Annotated in this window: 11 protein-coding genes and 1 riboswitch; of the genes, 5 read left to right on the top strand and 6 right to left on the bottom strand. The window is 70.5% G+C overall.

Annotation, left to right across the window (positions count from 1 at the left end):
• The 3 genes from ACH34W_RS28985 to ACH34W_RS28975 all read right to left on the bottom strand — a co-directional run bounded on the left by ACH34W_RS28985 (position 1) and on the right by ACH34W_RS28975 (position 4,163).
• Complete coding sequence (locus ACH34W_RS28985; protein WP_395964270.1) at positions 1 to 3,402, bottom strand: DNA polymerase III subunit alpha; 3,402 nt, start codon at positions 3,400 to 3,402, stop codon at positions 1 to 3.
• Positions 3,403 to 3,409: 7 nt separating this feature from the next.
• The gene (locus ACH34W_RS28980) at positions 3,410 to 3,685 is read right to left on the bottom strand and encodes a DUF6504 family protein (protein ID WP_395964269.1); all 276 of its coding nucleotides are present in this window, start codon (positions 3,683 to 3,685) and stop codon (positions 3,410 to 3,412) included.
• A gap of 205 nt (positions 3,686 to 3,890) precedes the next feature.
• Positions 3,891 to 4,163 (bottom strand): hypothetical protein, encoded by a 273-nt coding sequence (locus ACH34W_RS28975; protein WP_395964268.1) that lies wholly within the window; start codon positions 4,161 to 4,163, stop codon positions 3,891 to 3,893.
• A gap of 345 nt (positions 4,164 to 4,508) precedes the next feature.
• Here ACH34W_RS28975 and ACH34W_RS28970 point away from each other — a divergent pair, with 345 nt between their 5' ends.
• The 3 genes from ACH34W_RS28970 to ACH34W_RS28960 all read left to right on the top strand — a co-directional run bounded on the left by ACH34W_RS28970 (position 4,509) and on the right by ACH34W_RS28960 (position 8,079).
• Complete coding sequence (locus ACH34W_RS28970) at positions 4,509 to 5,180, top strand: TetR family transcriptional regulator (RefSeq protein WP_395964267.1); 672 nt, start codon at positions 4,509 to 4,511, stop codon at positions 5,178 to 5,180.
• Between the two features lie 92 nt (positions 5,181 to 5,272).
• Complete coding sequence (locus ACH34W_RS28965; RefSeq protein WP_395964266.1) at positions 5,273 to 6,235, top strand: quinone oxidoreductase family protein; 963 nt, start codon at positions 5,273 to 5,275, stop codon at positions 6,233 to 6,235.
• A 71-nt stretch (positions 6,236 to 6,306) separates the two neighbouring features.
• A complete protein-coding gene (locus ACH34W_RS28960; RefSeq protein WP_395964265.1) occupies positions 6,307 to 8,079 on the top strand; it encodes a serine/threonine-protein kinase in 1,773 nt (590 codons plus the stop codon).
• An 81-nt stretch (positions 8,080 to 8,160) separates the two neighbouring features.
• On the opposite strand, the gene ACH34W_RS28955 is transcribed toward ACH34W_RS28960, so the two are convergent.
• A complete protein-coding gene (locus ACH34W_RS28955; RefSeq protein ID WP_395964264.1) occupies positions 8,161 to 9,129 on the bottom strand; it encodes an alpha/beta hydrolase in 969 nt (322 codons plus the stop codon).
• 145 nt (positions 9,130 to 9,274) lie between these two features.
• Here ACH34W_RS28955 and ACH34W_RS28950 point away from each other — a divergent pair, with 145 nt between their 5' ends.
• Positions 9,275 to 11,128 (top strand): serine/threonine-protein kinase, encoded by a 1,854-nt coding sequence (locus ACH34W_RS28950; protein WP_395964263.1) that lies wholly within the window; start codon positions 9,275 to 9,277, stop codon positions 11,126 to 11,128.
• Between the two features lie 96 nt (positions 11,129 to 11,224).
• Positions 11,225 to 13,036, top strand: a complete 1,812-nt coding sequence (locus tag ACH34W_RS28945; protein WP_395964262.1) for a serine/threonine-protein kinase — start codon at positions 11,225 to 11,227, stop codon at positions 13,034 to 13,036.
• A gap of 3 nt (positions 13,037 to 13,039) precedes the next feature.
• On the opposite strand, the gene cobN is transcribed toward ACH34W_RS28945, so the two are convergent.
• A complete protein-coding gene (gene cobN / locus ACH34W_RS28940; protein WP_395964261.1) occupies positions 13,040 to 16,675 on the bottom strand; it encodes a cobaltochelatase subunit CobN in 3,636 nt (1,211 codons plus the stop codon).
• Between the two features lie 37 nt (positions 16,676 to 16,712).
• Positions 16,713 to 16,896: riboswitch (cobalamin riboswitch) on the bottom strand.
• Complete coding sequence (locus tag ACH34W_RS28935; RefSeq protein WP_395964260.1) at positions 16,876 to 17,055, bottom strand: hypothetical protein; 180 nt, start codon at positions 17,053 to 17,055, stop codon at positions 16,876 to 16,878. Its footprint overlaps the riboswitch before it by 21 nt.
• Positions 17,056 to 17,556 lie beyond the last annotated feature (501 nt).

The raw sequence follows: 17,556 nt of genomic DNA, 5'->3' as shown, positions 1-17,556 counted from the left end.
TCAGCCTGAGCTGCCGCCGCTGGCGTGCCAGAAACGGCCGGGAGGCCGCTTGACGGCATCGCCCGCATGGCCGATGTCGGCATACGGGGACATCGCGAAACCGTTGGCGTAGATGATCCGGCCCACCGGCCGCGGTCCGGCCCCCGTCCGGTCCGCTGCCGCCATCAGCTGCTGCACGGCAGGCAACCCGCCCCGGCGCCACTCCTCGTACAGGCTCACCAAATCCCAGCATGCGGTGGCGTTGAGCGTGACCGCCCGCGGGCCCGTACGCCGGACCCGGCCGCGGATCACCAGCAGCCAGGAGCCGAAGACCGTCGCAGCGCACCGGTCCTGCACCGACTCGAAGAACGTGGCGTCCACCGGCCCGGTCGCGTCGTCCACCGTGGCGAAGATGACACGCTGCCCGGACCGTACCGCCGGGGTCTGGGTGGCGACCTTGACCCCCGCCACCAGGATCTCGGCACCCGCCCGCTGCCCGGTCAGGTCCCGGGCGCGGACGACGCCGAGCGCGTCGAGCAGCCCGTCGTAGAAGCTCAGCACGTGGCGGCTCACGTCCATGCCCAGGATCGCGAGCTCCGCCTCGACCACCTCGGCAGGCGTCATCTCGGGCAGTTCCCCCGCGGGGATCTCTTCGACGAACTCGTCCCCCTCCAGCGGCAGCTGACCCTCCAGCACCCGCACCGCCGCAACACCCGCCCGGTCCAGCGCGCCCACCCGGCACAGCAGATCGCGCCGCGACACCCCTTCGCCATGCAGGTCGTCGAAGGCACCCGCCATGACCAGGCGTTCAGCGATGGGCCGGGAGACGTGGGCACGCCGCCAGAAGTCGCGCAGGGAGGAGTAGGGCCGGTCGCCGCGTTCCCCGACGATGCGTTCCACCTCGGCCTGGCTGATCCCCTTCACCTCGCTCAACGCCACCCTGATCCCCGCCGCCCCTCCCTGCGCGACCGCCCCACCCTGCGCGACCGCCCCACCCTGCGCGACCGGCTCGACGTGCCAGGTCTCGGCGGAACGGTTCACGTCCAGCGGCAGGATCGGGACGCCGAAGTGCCGGGCGTCGTCGAGGATGGCCCGCTTGGGATACATGCCGGGGTCGTGGGTCAGCACCCCGGCGTAGAACGCGGCCGTGTGGTGCCGCTTCAGCCATGCCGACTGGTAGGTGGGCAGGGCGAACGAGGCCGCGTGGGCCTTGCAGAAGCCGAACGCGCCGAACGCCGTGAGCATGCGCCACACCCGTTCGACCGTAGGCTCGTCATAGCCGCGCGCCAGGGCAAGCTCCCGGAACCACGCCGACACCTGCTCCTGGCCCGCCTCGGTGACCAGGCTCCGCCGCGCCGCCTCGGCATCGGAGAGCCCGCATCCGGTCATGACGTCGAACACGCGCAGCACCTGTTCGTGGAAGACCACCACTCCGAGGCTCTCCTGCAGCACCGGGATCAGGTCAGGATGCGGATAACCGGGCTGCCGCAGGCCGTGCCTGCTCTCCAGGAACGGGCTGACCATGTCGGCGTTCACCGGCCCCGGCCGGAACAGCGAGATGTCGATCACCAGGTCGGCCAGGTTGCGCGGCTGCAGCTTGCCGACCAGCTCGCGCTGCCCCGGCGACTCGATCTGGAAGCAGCCGAGGGTCCGGGAGGTACGGATCATCTCGTACGTGGGGCCGTCGTCGTGCGGCACGGCCTCCAGGTCCACCCGCTCCCCCGTCACGCGGGCGATCTCCGCCACCGCGTGCGCCATCGCCGACTGCATGCGGACCCCGATGACGTCGAGCTTGAGCAATCCCATGGCCTCGACGTCCTCCTTGTCGAACTGGCTCATGGGGAACCCGGCCAGGCTCTGCTCCACGGCCGTGCGGTCCCGCAGCGTCGCGTTCGACAGCAGGACGCCGCAGGGGTGCATCGCGATGTGGCGGGGCAGCCCGTCCAGCCGTTCGGCGATCCTGAAGATCACGTCCAGATGCCCCTGAGCCAGGTTGCTCTGCCGGAGCTCTGGCAGCTCATGGAGGGCGGTGCGGATCTGCCGGGCCTGGATCTGCGGGAACGCCTTGGCGATGGCGTCGATCTCGTGCGGCGGCAGCCCGACCGCGTTGCCGACGTCGCGGAGGGCACTGCGGGCCCGGTAGGTCTCCATCATCGAGACGCACGCGACGTTGCCATGGCCGAAACGTTCGAAGAGCGCCCTGTACGCCTCCAGCCGCCGCGCCGACTCCACATCCAGGTCGATGTCCGGCAAGCCGGGGCGGCTGTCGGCCAGGAACCGTTCCATCACCAGGTCGTGCCGCAGCGGATCCAGATCGCCGATGCCGAGCAGGTAGTTGACCAGGCTGCCCGCCCCCGACCCGCGGATCGCGCACCGGATGCCACGCGACCGGATCAGTGCGGCGGCGTCGGCGACCGTCAGGAAGTAGGCGGCCAGGCCCCTGCGCTTGATGATGCCCAGCTCGTGGTCCAGGCGCGCTCTGACCTCCGACGGCGAGTGGCGGGGACTCGGGCCCGGGCTGCCCCGCGCCAGGTCTCGCCGCACCAGGCCGTCCTCGCAGCGGGTGACGAGCCGTTCATACGGGTCGCCCGTCACGTCCGGCAGGTGGACCCGGTCCATGCCGAGGTCGCGGGCGGGGTCGAGAACGCAGCGTTCGGCCAGCTCGCGGGTGGCCGCCAGCAGCCGGTCGACCTCGCCCGCCGCCGCGCCGGGACCGCAGGTCAGCTCCGCGACCTGGCGCATCTCGGCCTCGGACTTCAGGTAGGCGTGGCCTGTCTGGTCGTCGAGGTGGCGCCGGTTCAGCGGTACGAGGCGCCGGGTCACCTCCAGCACCTGCGCGACCGGATGGTCCGCAGGCCCCAGGTAGCGCACCGCGTTGCCCAGGACCGCCGGCACCCCGGCCTCACGGGCGAGAGCGAGCATCCGGGCGGCGCGGTGGCCGTCCCCGGCACCGTGGTGGTTGACGATCTCGACCACCACCTCGGCGCTCTCCCGCCAGGCCGCGAGCCGCCGCGCGGCCAGGTCCGGAAGGCGATCGGCGATGGCCTGCCCCACGTCCGAGGCGGGGCCCAGCAGGACCACCAGACCCGCGGCGTGCGCGCCGATCAGCTCACGGCTCGTGACCGGCTTCCCCCGCGCGGCGCCGTGGGCGGCGGTCACCAGGCGGCACAACGACCGCCAGCCGGTGCCGCCCACCGCCAGCACGATGGCGCGCCGCTCATCGGGCATCGTCAGATCGGCGCCGAGAACGGGGCCGATCCCGGCGGCACTGCAAGCCCGGACATGCTTGACCGCCCCGTAGAGACCGTCGCGGTCGGTCAGTGCGAGGCTCCCCATGCCCAGCTCGGCCGCTCGTTCGGCCAGCGCCTGCGGCGTCGCGACGCCGTGCCGCAGCGAATAGGCCGAAGCAACATGCAGATGCACGGCCACATCAGTCCCATACCCGCGAAAGCATCCAGTCACCGGTCGCGGTGTCGTGGCGCAGCTCGTAGACGCCGATCTCGGTGTCCGGAGTGGCCTCGACCCGCCAGAACTCCCGTTCCCCGGCCAGTTCCTCCTCGGGCTGCTGCTCCCGCCACCAGTCGCGGGTGGTGACCCAGTGCTCCAGCACCCTTCGAACGGTGTAGAGCCGCCCCCTCCAGACGAACCTGACCGGACGTCCATCGGTCACCCAGACGTCCACGGGATCCCCGAATACGCGAGTCATCTGCCTCCCCCGGCCCTAGATCATGTGATCGCCGCACGGGGGAAGGCATGCAGCCCGATTCGAACATACGTTCGTCACGAGTCTAGGGAAGGCGCTCGGGCAGAGGCAAGGCGGGGTCACCCGGCGGGCGTCCAGAAGCGGGATTACCGGCGGGTCGGCCGGGGTTGTCCTGGATGGACCGGCCGATCTCTCAAGCCGTGAACGCTCAGGTGAGGATGCGGACGAGCCTGTCGGCGACCCTGGTGACGTTGCCGACGTCGGCGATGCCGCCGCCGGTCCAGAGATACGACCAGCCGTCACCGGAGGGAGTCGCGACGACCATCACCTGTCGCCGGGTCACCGGGTGGGCGACGCCGAGCACCGACTCCTCGGGGCCGGCCAGCCGCCATCTGAGACCGCGCGCCTCGGCCTCGTACGCGAGCGCGGCGAGATGATGCCGCCGCAACTCGGCGATTTCCTGCGCACCGACAACAGACACCGCGATCAGCCGCCTCGTCAGGGGTGTGGAGCACCGGCAGCCCGACGACCTCTGGTGATCGAACGTGAACAACCTGTGACCCTCATCAAGCATGGCCCCAAGAAATGATCACCGCAAGGAATCCCCAAAGAGTCGAGCAACCTCTTCCTGCCCGGGCAGCCTGCCTCGCGTACGTGACGGAGGGGCACTCCATGCTTACATACCGATTCGAAGGTGGAACCCGGCGGACTCTGGCGCGGCGTCCCCACCGTTGGGCCGTCCGCGAAACCGCGCGCCGTGATAAGACCCTTTAGGCGCCGATCCGGCCGAGCTCTGCTCGTCCCTTCCACGACAGGAGACCCGACGATGACCGTAGCCGCCGGCGACGGCCGCGCTCTCTCGGAAGCACACGCTCTCTCAGGAACACTGGACGGCCTCCGCGAACGCAAGAAGCAGCGGACCCGGCTGGCCCTCATCGATGCCGCCCTCGACCTGTTCCTCGCCAAGGGATACGAGGCGACCACGATCGACGAGATCGTGGCCGCCGTGGACGTGTCCCAGCGCACGTTCTTCCGCTACTTCGCCACCAAAGAGGACGTCGTGATGGACACCATGGTCCAGTACGACCAGATCATGGTGGAGGCGGTGGCCGCCCGCCCGCCCGGCGAGAAGCCCCTCGCCGCGCTCTTCGCCTCCCTGCGCGTCGTCCTGCAGAACATCGCGGAGAGCGGCCCGGACGAGAGCGCCCGGTTCCGCAAGATCCACCAGGTCGTGGAGACGACGCCCGCCCTCGTGCACGCCCACATGGCCCGCCACAAGGAGACCGAGAAGGTGCTCGCCGGCGTGGTCGCCCGCCGGCTCGGCGTGGACCCCGAGACCGACCTGCGCCCGCGGCTGATCGTCGCGTTCCACGCCGCCTCGGTGCGGGTGGCCTTCGAGGACTGCGCCCGGCACGAGGTCTGGGACGCCCCCACGGTCGCGGCCAGGGTCGGCGAGAACATCACCCTGGCCCAGGAAACCCTCCGCGACCTGATCTGACCCGCAACCTGATCTCACGCTGAGGCCGGAATAGGATCCGCCGTGACCGGGTTTGGCCGGTGTCACAGATGACCGACCGGAGGAGCTTCAGCATGCGCGCGATCGTCGTCGAGAGCCCGGGCGGCCCCGAAGTACTTACCCTTGCCGAGCGCGAGGACCCGGTGCCCGGTCCGGGCGAGGTCCTCATCGACATCGCGGCGAGCGGCGTCAACTTCATCGACATCTACTTCCGGACCGGCGCCTACCCGCAGCCGACGCCGTACGTCCCGGGCGTCGAGGGCGCGGGCACCGTCGCGGCCGTCGGCGACGGCGTGACCGAGTTCGCGGTCGGTGACCGCGTGGCGTGGGCGAACGTGCCGGGATCCTACGCCGAACGTGCCGCCGTCCCCGCCGACAAGGTCGTCCCGGTGCCGGACGGCGTGAGCCTGGAGGACGCGGCAGCCGCCCTTCTCCAGGGCATGACCGCCCACTACCTGACCCGTTCGACGTACGAGGTCAAGGCCGGCGACACCATCCTCGTGCACGCGGCGGCCGGCGGCATGGGGCTCCTGCTCACCCAGCTCGGCAAGCTCTTCGGCGCCAGGGTCATCGGCACCGTCTCCACCCCGGAGAAGGAGAAGCTCGCGCGCGACGCCGGGGCCGACGAGGTGATCGGCTACGACGGCTTCGCCGACGAGGTGCGGCGGCTGACCGGCGGGGAGGGCGTGCCCGTCGTGTACGACGGCGTCGGCGCGCCCACGTTCGACGGCAGTCTGGCCAGCGTGCGGCGGCGCGGCCTCCTCGCGCTGTACGGGGCAGCCGGGGGCAAGGTGGAGCCGTTCGACCCGCAACGGCTTAACGCCGCGGGCGGCGCCTTCCTCACCCGGCCTTCCCTCGGGCACTACACGGCCACCCGCGAGGAGCTCCTCCAGCGGGCCTCCGAGGTGTACGGATGGGTCGCGGCGGGTGATCTGCGCCTGCACATCGGGCGACGCTACGACATCGCCGACGCCCGTACCGCGCACGAGGACCTGGCCGGTCGCCGCACTACCGGCAAGCTGATCCTGACGCCGTAGAGGGGACGCTAGGGTGTGCTTTCAGCACAAACCCCCACACCCTCACAGACCCCACACCCCCCAGGATCACGATGACCACGCACGCAGGAGAGAACTTCGACTCCCTCCAGCCGGACGATCCCCGGGAGCTCGGCCCTTACCGGCTGCTCGCCCGGCTCGGACGGGGCGGCATGGGAACGGTCTTCCTGGGCGAGGACCCGTCGGGCCGCCGCGTCGCGGTCAAGGTGATCAACCGGGAGCTGGCCGGCGAGGCGGCGTTCCGGGAGCGGTTCCGCCGCGAGGTGACGGCGGCGCGCCAGGTCCGGCGGTTCTGCACCGCGCCGGTGATCGGAGCCGAGCTCGACCGTGACCCGCTGTACGTGGTCACCGAGTTCATCGAGGGGCCGAGCCTGGACCGGACGGTCGGCGACCGGGGCGCACTGCCCGGCTCCGATCTGGAGGGCCTCGCCGTCGGCGTCGCCACCGCGCTGGCCGCCATCCACGGCGCCGGGATCGTGCACCGCGACCTCAAGCCCGCCAACGTGCTGCTGTCCACGACCGGCCCGCGCGTCATCGACTTCGGGATCGCCCGCGCCCTGGACGCCGCCGACGGCCCGACCCGCACCGGCCAGCTCGTCGGGACCCCCAACTACCTGCCGCCCGAGCTGCTGCGCGGCGAGCCGATCACGCCGGCCTCCGACGTGTTCTCCTGGGGCTGCGTGGTCGCGTTCGCGGGCACCGGCAAGGCCCCGTTCGCCGGCAACACCGTCCCGGAGATCTTCTACCGGGTGGCGCATGACGCTCCCGTCCTCGACGGGCTCGACCCCGGCCTGCGCGACCTCGTGACCGCCGCGCTCGACAAGGACCCGCGCAACCGCCCGACCGTGCAGGATCTGCTGGCCCGGCTGGTCGGCCACGCCGACGTCAACCCCGCCCGGCTCGCCGAGAGCGTCCAGGCGTCGTGGCACGGCCCGCAGCCCGCCGGCCCCGGCTCCGCCACCACCCGGGTCGCCCCGTCGCCGATCCTGGCCGCCCCGGGCACTGAGACCACCCGCCGTGACGCGCCGCACGGCTTCCCGCCGCCTCCACCCGCCCCGGTCGCGCCGCCCGCCGGGGTCGCGCCGCCGACGCAGGGCCCGGGCGGCGGTGGCGGTGGCGGTGTCCCGCGGAAGCCGATGATCATCGGTGCCGCCGCCGTCGCGGGCGTGCTGGTCGTCGGCTTGGGCGTGTGGTCGCTGCTCGGCCCGGACGGCCCACCGGACAAGCTCGCCTCGACGTTCAGCGACACCTTCGCCAGCGCCGACTCCGGGTGGGGTGGCGGCACGTTCACCAGCCAGTACGGCTACTTGCAGGGCAAGTACCGGCTGGAAGCCGACTCGTCCACGCCGTTCCGCGGGCGCTGGTCGCCCAAAGAGGGCAAGGACATGCCCACGCGGGTGCTCGTCACGGTCACGGTCACGCTGGTCGCGGGTCCCAACGACGCCCAGGCCGGGCTCTCCTGCCGGGCGAAGGACCAGGGCGAGACCCAGTACGTCTTCAAGGTTCGCAAGGACGGCAAGGGCGCGCTGCTGGTCAAGGGGGGCGGCGACATGGGCACGAAGAACCTGGCCACCCCCGACTCGGTGCCCGGGTTCAAGGGCAAGGGCGCCCCCAACAAGCTGCAGATCGCCTGCGAGGAGCAGGACAAGGGCAAGAAGGTGCGCCTGCGGCTCTGGGTCAACGGCGAGCAGGTCATCGACGCGACCGACGCCGACCAGCCGCTGGACAACGGCACGGCCGGGCTGGACGTCTCGGCCGGCGGCAACACCTCGGTCAAGGCCGTCGGCGACTTCGACGACTTCGACATCTCCAAGATCGTCGGCTGAACACCCGGGACACCTCGCCCCCCGACGCTCCCGCCCGCCCCCGCTCCGCCCCGCCCCCGCTCCGCTCCGCCCCGCTCCGTGTCACGGTGTGGGCAGGTGGCCGATCATCCAGCGGGTGAGCTCGGCGAACACCTGGTCACGGGCGGGCTTGGGGGACAGGACAAGATCGTGCAGGCCACCGTCGATCCGGACGAGGGTGACGTGGCGGCCGAGCCGCGGCGCCCAGCGCGCCATGTGCTCGACGTCCAGCACCGCGTCGGCGCTCGAGAGGTCGGCCACCGCGAGCTTGGGCTTGGGCCGGACACTGCGTACGGAGGACATCACCAGCACGGGCACGTCGATGTCCAGCCCGGCGTGCAGGCGCAGCTGACCTCGGCGGATGGCCGCCAACCAGGCCGCACGGACGGGGAAGCCAAGCAGGGGTTTCCACGCCAGGTCGAACTCCCACTCCCCGTCGTGATCGCGGTGCAGGCTGCGCGCATACCGGTCCGAGACGGCCGCGGGCAGCTTGGCCAGCGGGAACCGGCGGCGCAACGCCCGCGCGATCCCGGCGCCCACCTTGCGCATGACCAGCGGCTCGGCGATGTCGAGAAACGGGCTGTTGAGGAAGATCCCGTCGACCAGTCCCTGGTCCTTGACCCGATCCGCCCAGAGGGCCGCGATCAGGCCGCCGGTCGAGTGCCCGTTGAGCAGGAGCACGTCGTGCCCGTCCTCCTCGCGGACGATCCGGACCGCCTCGTCGATCTCCGGGTAGTAGTCGGACAGGCTCTGCACGAAGTTGGGCGTCTGGTGGGGCCGCAGCGACCGGCCGTACTTGCGCAGGTCGAGGGCGTAGAAATCGAATCCCTGATCGATATAGAAGTCGGCCAGATGCCCCTGGAAGAAGTAGTCGACGAACCCGTGCACATAGAGGACGGCGCGCCGCGACGGCTCCGTCCCCGGGCGCCGGCGCCGCACGAGGGTGGCCACGACCTCGCCCTCGACATCGTTCCCGAGGGGCAGTTCGATGGCCTCGTAGCCGGGGCCGAGGACGTCCTCCGTCGCTTTCATGGCGGTCAGCGTACGGCGTCCGGAACGCGCTTGATCGGGCGGGCATCCAACTGGAAGCGTGTATCTTCTCAAGGCGCCAGGAAATGAAGCCCCAGGAAATGAAGCCCCGGGAAATACGACGTCCCAGGAAATGCGAGGAGCATTGATGTCCCCCGAGCCCTTGCGATCAGCCGACCCCACCCGGCTCGGGTCGTACCGCCTCACCGGCAGGCTCGGGCGCGGCGGCATGGGGACGGTCTACCTGGGCGAGACCATGCAGGGCCGGCCGGTCGCCGTCAAGGTGATCAACGCCGAGCTGGCCGACGACCCCGCGTTCCACGAGCGGTTCCGGCGCGAGGTCACCGCCGCCCGGCAGGTCCGCCGGTTCTCCACGGCCGCCGTGCTGGACGCCCAGCTCGACGGCGAACCGCTGTACGTGGTGACCGAGTACGTGGACGGGCCGTCGCTCGACCGGGCCGTCGGGGAGAACGGCCCGATGCACGGCGGCGCGCTCGAAGGCCTGGCCGTGGGCATCGCGACCGCGCTCAGCTCCATCCACGCCGCCGGGATCGTGCACCGCGACCTCAAGCCCGCCAACGTGCTGCTGTCCACGACCGGCCCGCGCGTCATCGACTTCGGGATCGCCCGCGCCCTGGACGCCGTGGACGGCCCGACGCGCACCGGCCAGTTCGTCGGCACGCCCGCGTACATCGCTCCCGAGCTCATGCGCGGCGAGGAGGTCACCCCGGCCGCCGACGTCTTCGCCTGGGGCTGCGTGGTCGCGTACGCCGGTACGGGACATGCGCCGTTCTCGGCCGCCACCGTTCCGGCGACCCTCTACCGCGTGGCGCACGACCCGCCCATGCTCGACGGCCTCGACCCCGATCTGCACGATCTGGTGGCCTCCGCCCTCGACAAGGACCCTGCGCGCCGCCCGTCCACACAGGACGTCCTGGCGCGGCTCGTCGGCCACGCCGACCCCAACCCGGGCCAGGTCGCGGACACGCTCCAAGCCTCCTGGCAGCAGACCGCGCCCCAGGACCGCAGGACCTGGGCCGACCAGCAGGGGCCGCCGCCTCCCGGCCCGCCTTCGACTCCTGGTCCGCCGCCAACCTCGGCCGGGCCCGTGCCGTTCACGCAGGCGGCACACCAGAGCCCGCCCGGGATGCCGCCCACGATGCCGCCTATGTCTACGCCGCCGCCGCAGAGCGCCGCGCCGCCCCACGCCCGTCACCCGCGGTCGAAGCGCAGAGCGTACTCCGCGATGGCCTGTGGCAGCCTCGGAGTGATCGCCGCCGTGGTCCTGGCGATGAGCTTGGCTCCGGACGGCTCGTCCAAGGGCTCGTCGACGGGCAACCCGAGTACCGGCGGCCCGCCCACCGCTTCGCCGTCCGGCGGCTCGTCGTCCGATGCGCCCAAGGACGGTGCCGAGATCGTCGCCCGCCAGCGGTTCGACAGTGCCACGCCTGGCTGGGGGGTGAATCCCCCCGGCTGCGGTGAGGTCGCCGACAACGCGTTCCGCATCAGCGCCGTGCTCACCGACGACTCGAAGTACTGCACCGTGCCCGGGCTGCAGCCCAGGCCCTCCAATCGCTACCTGCACGATGTGAAGATCAAGTTGCAGTCCGGGCCGGCGAACAAGCGGTGGGAGGCGGGGATGCTCCTCGCCGGCAACGGCACCGACGGCTACGCGGTCGTGATCGGGCCCGATCACAAGGTGAGCATGCGCAAGCAGACCGGCGGCAAGACCGGCCTGACCCTCGAGAGCGCCGATATCGAGGACTTCGAGACCGACGGGTTCAACCGGCTCCAGGTCCTGCTCGATCTCAGCGGGGCCAGCACCGTGATCAAGGTCTGGGTCAACGAGGAACCGGCTTTCGCGTACACCGACACCCAAAACCCCCTGAAAATGGGCACCAGCGCCCTCATGGTGTACCGCCCCCACGTGGCCGCGCAGAACACCGACGCGGTGGCGTTCTTCGACGACTTCTCGCTCACCGAGCCGAAGGTCGAGGGGTAGGGCACCCGCCCCCTCCACCGGTCACCAGCGAGATCTCTCTGCGTCCCTCGTGAACGTGGATCTTCCCTTTCGCATCTCATGATTGTGGGAGGGAAGATGCCAACGACCCCGGTCCGGCCGAACGATCCTGAACGGCTCGGGCACTATCGCATCACCGGCCGGCTCGGTCGCGGCGGGATGGGCACGGTCTATCTCGGCCTCGACGAGGCGGGCCGCCGGGTGGCCATCAAGGTCATCAACCTGGAGCTGTCCGACGACGACGCGTTCAACGAACGGTTTCGGCGCGAGGTGACGGCCGCACGGCAGGTGCGGCGGTTCTGCACCGCGGCCGTGCTGGACGCGCGGCTGGACGGCGAGCCGCTGTACGTGGTGACCGAGTACGTCGACGGACCCACGCTGGAACAGGTCATCCGCGCCGAAGGGCCGATGAGCGAGGGCGCCCTGGAGGGGCTGGCGGTCAACATCGCAACCGCGCTGGGCGCCATCCACGGCGCCGGGATCGTGCACCGCGACCTCAAGCCGTCCAACGTGCTGCTGTCCTCGACCGGCCCGCGCGTCATCGACTTCGGCATCGCCCGCGCCCTGGACGCGCTCAGCGGGGGGCTGACGCGGACCGGCCAGTTCGTCGGCACGCCGTCGTACATCGCCCCCGAGCTCATGCGGGGCGGCGCGCTCACTCCGGCGGCCGACGTGTTCTCGTGGGGCTGCGTCATGACGTACGCGGGCACCGGGCACGCCCCGTTCAGCGGCGGCACGATCCCAGAGATCATCCACCGTGTCGTCAACGAACCGCCGGCCGTCGGTGACCTGGACCCGGACCTGCGCGCCCTGGTGATCCGCGCCCTGGACAAGGACCCGGCCCGCCGGCCGGACACCGCCGAGCTCGTCCGCGAGCTGACCGGTCTCCGCACCCCGTCCACCACCGAACCGTCGACCGAGCCCGATCACAAACCACAGCCTGCCCCTGCCGCCGCCCCCGCACCGGCACCGGCACCGGCACCGGCAAGAGTGGCAACGCCGCCACCCGTACCCGGGCCGCCGGTAATGCCGACACCGCACAACGAGCCCCCGGTTCCTGCCCCCGCCCGTTCCCCATCCCCATCCCCTTCCCCATCCCCGCACGAGAGCGTTCCCGGGGCACCGCTGATACCACCGACGGCTCCAACGCCCACGGAGACCGCACCGCCCGGCAGCCGCAAGCCGCCGCCATGGCGGCCGCGCAATCTGGCGATCGGGGCGCTGGTGCTGGCCGTGGCCGCCGTCGCCATCGTCCAGCCGTGGCGATCGAACGGGGCACGTCCACCGACGTCCGGTGACGGGCCGCCCGCCGCCGGAGCCGCAGTGCTGAAGGACGATTTCGGCGACACGTCCACCGGCTGGCCCAACGGCTCGGGTGACTGCGCGGGCTATCGCGACAGCGCGTTCCTCCTGGACATCCTGGCCCAGGCGGGCAACACGGAGACGTGCACGGCGACCAGGCAGGCCACGGTTCCCCGGCACTCCATCGTGGACGTCAAGGTCCGGCTCAACCCGGTCCAGACGAACGTCAACTGGGCCGCGGGCGTGCACCTGCTCAACACCAACGACGACCGGTACGACGTCGTGCTCCGGCCGGACGGCACGGCGCGACTGGAGAAACTCGTCGGCGGCCAGGGGACCGAGCTCGCCACCGCGAAGATCCCCGGGTTCAAGGCGAGCGGATACAACCGGCTCCAGGCCGAGCTGGATCTGCGCGGCACCGCGACCCGCATCCGTCTCTGGGTGAATGGGAGCAAGATCTTCGAACGCTCCGACACCGCGCAACCGCTGCGTCAGGGATCGACCGGGCTGGTCCTCTTCGACGCCGGAGCCAAGGAACGCGTCAGCGCGTCGTTCGACGACTTCACGCTCAGCCAGGTCAAGGCGTGACGGTCACTCACCGCCCTCCAGGTCGCCTTCGAGCTGGAGGTACGTCTCGCGGAGGCGATCCAGGACGTCGGGGTCGGGCTCGGCCCAGAGTTCACGGTCGGCGGCCTCAAGGAGCCGCTCGGTGATGCCGCGGAGCGCCCACGGATTGGACTGCTCCATGAACGCGCGGGTCTCCTCGTCGAAGACGTACTCCTTGGCGAGCGACTCGTACATCCAGTCGTCCACCACCCCCGCGGTCGCGTCGTACCCGAACAGGTAGTCCACGGTCGCGGCCAGCTCGAACGCGCCCTTGTAGCCGTGCCGCCGCATCGCCGCGATCCAGCGCGGGTTGACCACACGGGCGCGGAAGACACGATGCGTCTCCTCAGCAAGAGTCCGCGTCTTGACCTGCTCGGGAAGAGCCGAATCCCCCACATAGGCGGCCGGGCTGTGCCCCTTCAGCGTGCGGACCATGGCGACCATGCCGCCGTGGTACTGGAAGTAGTCGTCGGAGTCGACGATGTCGTGCTCGCGGGTGTCCTGGTTCTTGGCGGCGACCGAGATGCGCCGGAACGAGGCCTCCATGTCCGGACGCGCCTCGCGCCCGTCGAGCCCGCGCCCGTACGCGAAGCCGCCCCACACCGCGTACACCTCGGCGAGGTCACGGTCATCGCGCCAGTTGCGCGCGTCGATCAATGGCAGCAGGCCCGCGCCGTACGCGCCCGGCTTGGAACCGAAGATCCGCGTGGTGGCGCGCCGCCAGTCGCCGTGCGCCGCGCGATCTTCGAGCGCGTGCCGCCGCAGGAAGTTCTGCTCACCCGGCTCCTCCAACTCGGCAACAGCCCGGATTGCGTCGTCGATAAGCCCGATGACGTGGGGGAACGCGTCGCGGAAGAACCCGGAGATCCGCAGCGTCACATCGATGCGCGGCCGCCCCAGCTCACTCAGCGGCACGACCTCGAAGCCCGTCACACGCCGCGACGCGTCGTCCCAGGTGGGGCGGCAGCCGATCAGCGCGAGGATCTCCGCGATGTCGTCGCCCTGCGTGCGCATCGCCGACGTTCCCCAAACAGTCAGTCCGACGCTCGACGGGTACTCTCCCGTATCCGCCAGATGGCGCTCGATGAGCGAGTCGGCCAGCGCGACGCCGACGTCCCAGGAGTTGCGCGACGGGATCGCCTTCGGGTCGACCGAGTAGAAGTTGCGCCCGGTCGGCAGCACGTTGACCAGGCCACGCGTCGGCGAGCCCGACGGCCCGGCGGGCACGTACCCGCCGTCCAGCGCGTGCAGCACGGCCCCGATCTCATTGCTCGTCGCGTCCAGCCGCGGCACCACCTCCGCCGCGCCGAACTCCAGCAGCCGCAAAACATCAGGCACTTCACGGCCGAGCACCTCCACACAGACCGTCTTGGCCTCCGCCACGCTCCAACCGCCGCGCTCCATGCCCTCGACCAGCCGGCGTGCGACCATCTCCAGCAGATCGATCACGTCGGACGCGGTACGAGCCGGGCCGTCGGCGAGCTCGGTCAGCCCACCCGGATCCACCACCGCACCGGGATCCGCGAGGAGCACCTTCTCGTCCAGCCCATGCAGCGCAGCGAGCGCCGCACGCAGGCCCGGCATCGCACCGACCACACCGCCCCACACCTGCGAGGCGCGCAGCACGGCCAGCACGAGATTGACCCGCGCCTCGTCCTCCGGCGCCTGGCCGAGGATGTGCAGCCCATCGCGGATCTGAACGTCCTTGATCTCACACAGATAGCCGTCGATGTGCATGACGAAGTCGTCGAACTCGTCCTCGCCCGGCATCTCCTCCTGGCGAAGGTCATGATGGAGCTGAGCGGCCTGGATCAACGTCCAGATCTGCGCCCGCACGGTCGGCAGCTTGGCGGGATCAAGGTCATTGACGGTCGCGTACTCATCGAGCAGTTGCTCCAGCTTGGCCAGATCACCATAGGTATCGGCACGTGCCATAGGCGGCACCAGGTGGTCGACGACCGTGGCGTGCCCGCGCCGTTTGGCCTGCGTCCCCTCGCCGGGATCGTTCACGATGAACGGGTAGACCAGCGGCAGATCACCCAACACCGCATCGGGTGCACACCCAGCCGACAGCCCGAGCCCCTTGCCCGGCAGCCATTCCAGCGTGCCGTGCTTGCCCAGATGCACGACCGCGTCCGCACCGAACTCCTCGTCCAACCATCGGTAGGCCGCCAGATAGTGATGCGAAGGCGGCAGATCCGGGTCGTGGTAGATCGCGATCGGGTTCTCACCAAAGCCACGCGGCGGCTGGATCATCAAGACGACATTCCCGAACCGCAGCGAAGCGAGCACGATGTCATCCCCGTCAACATAGAGCTCGCCCGGCGGCTCACCCCAATGCCGCCGCACACCTTCCCTAAAGGCCTCCGGCAACGCCGCAAACCAGGTCTCGTACGCCGCCAGAGAGACCCGAGCCGGAGCCTGCCGCAACTGGTCCTCGGTCAGCCACTCCACATCGTGCCCGCCCGCCGCGATCAGGGCGTGAATCAGCGCGTCCCCATTGTCGGGATCGGCCCACAAGGTGGAGTCATCTCCCACCCGATACCCCGCCTCCGCCATCTCCCGCAACATCCGTACAGCAGAAGTAGGCGTGTCGAGACCCACCGCGTTACCGACCCGGGCGTGCTTGGTCGGGTATGACGACAGCACCAGCGCGACCTTCTTCTCCGCGTTCGGCACATGCCGCAGCCGCGCGTGCCGGACCGCGATCCCCGCCACCCGCGCGGCCCGTTCGGGATCCGCCACGTACACCGGGATCCCGTTGCGCCCTTCCTCCTTGAACGAGAACGGCACCGAAATGAGCCGCCCGTCGAACTCGGGGATCGCGACCTGCATGGCCGCGTCCATCGGCGACAGCGCCGCGTCCGATTCTTCCCAGACCGCCCGGGACGACGTCAGGCACAGCCCTTGAATCACCGGAACGTCCAAACGCGCAAGCGCGCCCGCATCCCAGGCGTCCTCATCCCCGCCCGCACTAGCGTCGCTCGCCACCGCCCCGCCCGCCGCAAGCACGGTTGCGATCAGCGCGTCCACCCCGCCGAGGAGCTCCAGCAACCCCGCATCAGCCCCCCGCAACGATCCACAGAACACAGGCAGCGCGTTAGCCCCCTGCGCCTCGATCTGCTCGCACAAGACATCAACAAAGCCGACATTGCCCGACAGCTCATGCGCCCGGTAAAACACAACCCCAACCGTCGGCCTGTCGCGAACTTCATAATCCCCATGCACCCCGAACGAGGGCATCTTTATCGGAGGCGCGAACCCCTCCCCCGTCAGCAGCACCGTGTCGGACAGGAAACGGGCCAGCTCCCGCAGGTTGGCGACCCCGCCCTCCCGCAGATAGTCCAAGGCTTCCGCCGCCACCCCCGCAGGAACGGTCGACAACGCCATCAATTCAGCGTCCGGGTCGGCCTCCCCACCCAGAAAGACCACCGGCAACCCACTGCCCCGCAGCCGTTCCACGCCCTCCGGCCAGGTCTTGCGCCCGCCCAGCAGCCGCACGACCACCAGATCGACGCCCTGCAGGTCGAGCTCATCTCGCACCGGATTGGCAGTCGCAAAACCTGCATCAGCCGCAGCAAGCAGCTCGGTATCGGCGGTGGACAGCAGCAGAGCACGCATCAGCACGCCTCCTCCGGGGTCCGCGCCCCGGCTAGGGGAAGAGGTACGCGCCGGCCGGGAGTCTCCTGGCTCCCGGATCACCGCCGTGCCCCCGGCCTTCCAGCGTCACCGCCGTGGCCGTACCTGGGGGCGGACTCCCCGGTCACAGTTGCGGGACAGCCCCGGAATCACACCGGGTTCCTCCCCCACCGTCGCGAGGCTCAGTCTACGTCGGCGAGGATGCCATCCAACTGCCGCAACACCCGCCTGATCTGGATGCCACCGAGGCGCGGCTCGGCCTGGCGCTGTGTGAGGCCTACCAACTCTTCGGGCACCGCACCGACCTGACCAGCCTGCAAGATGTGCTGCTCAGCCCAGCTGATCTCGGAGTCAAAGAGCACGCCCTCGTCTTTCGCGTCGAGAACCAGGCCGTCGTCTCCTGGGGCATCCAGACTTGGATCAGCCGGATCCGCCCGTGTTCCTCCGCATGGACCTGGCGGACAAGAGCGCCGAGCGCTGGGAGGGCTGGCTCGATCGGTTCTCGCAGGCCCGCCTGACTACCCGACGTCTCAAACCACGGCTCCAGCGGTCCGCTGGTTCGCCGGCCCGGATCTCATCATCCGCGACGACCAGCGCAACTGGATCTGGGTCCGCGCTCGAACCGCTGAAGCACTCGACCAAACCTGCCCGGCGAATGGCTGATGGACTCCAACTGAGCCCTGCACCGCCAAACAAGCCCCGGGCGCATGATCTGGTTCCACCCGCGTGGGGCCAAGGCTCGTCGACATGGCGACATCACTCCTGCGCAGGTCGGCGTGAGCAGCGGCAGTCGTCGGTCAAGCCGACTGCCGCCATGGATCGTCCGAGCGGTTTAACCACTCGGGATCTTTGGGGCGTTCTTT

Origin of the sequence: Actinomadura sp. 6N118 (assembly GCF_044326415.1) — a bacterium.
Taxonomy (GTDB): Bacteria; Actinomycetota; Actinomycetes; order Streptosporangiales; family Streptosporangiaceae; genus Spirillospora.
The sequence above is the reverse complement of the archived record's forward strand: the minus strand, read 5'-3'. Positions and strand labels throughout refer to the sequence as shown.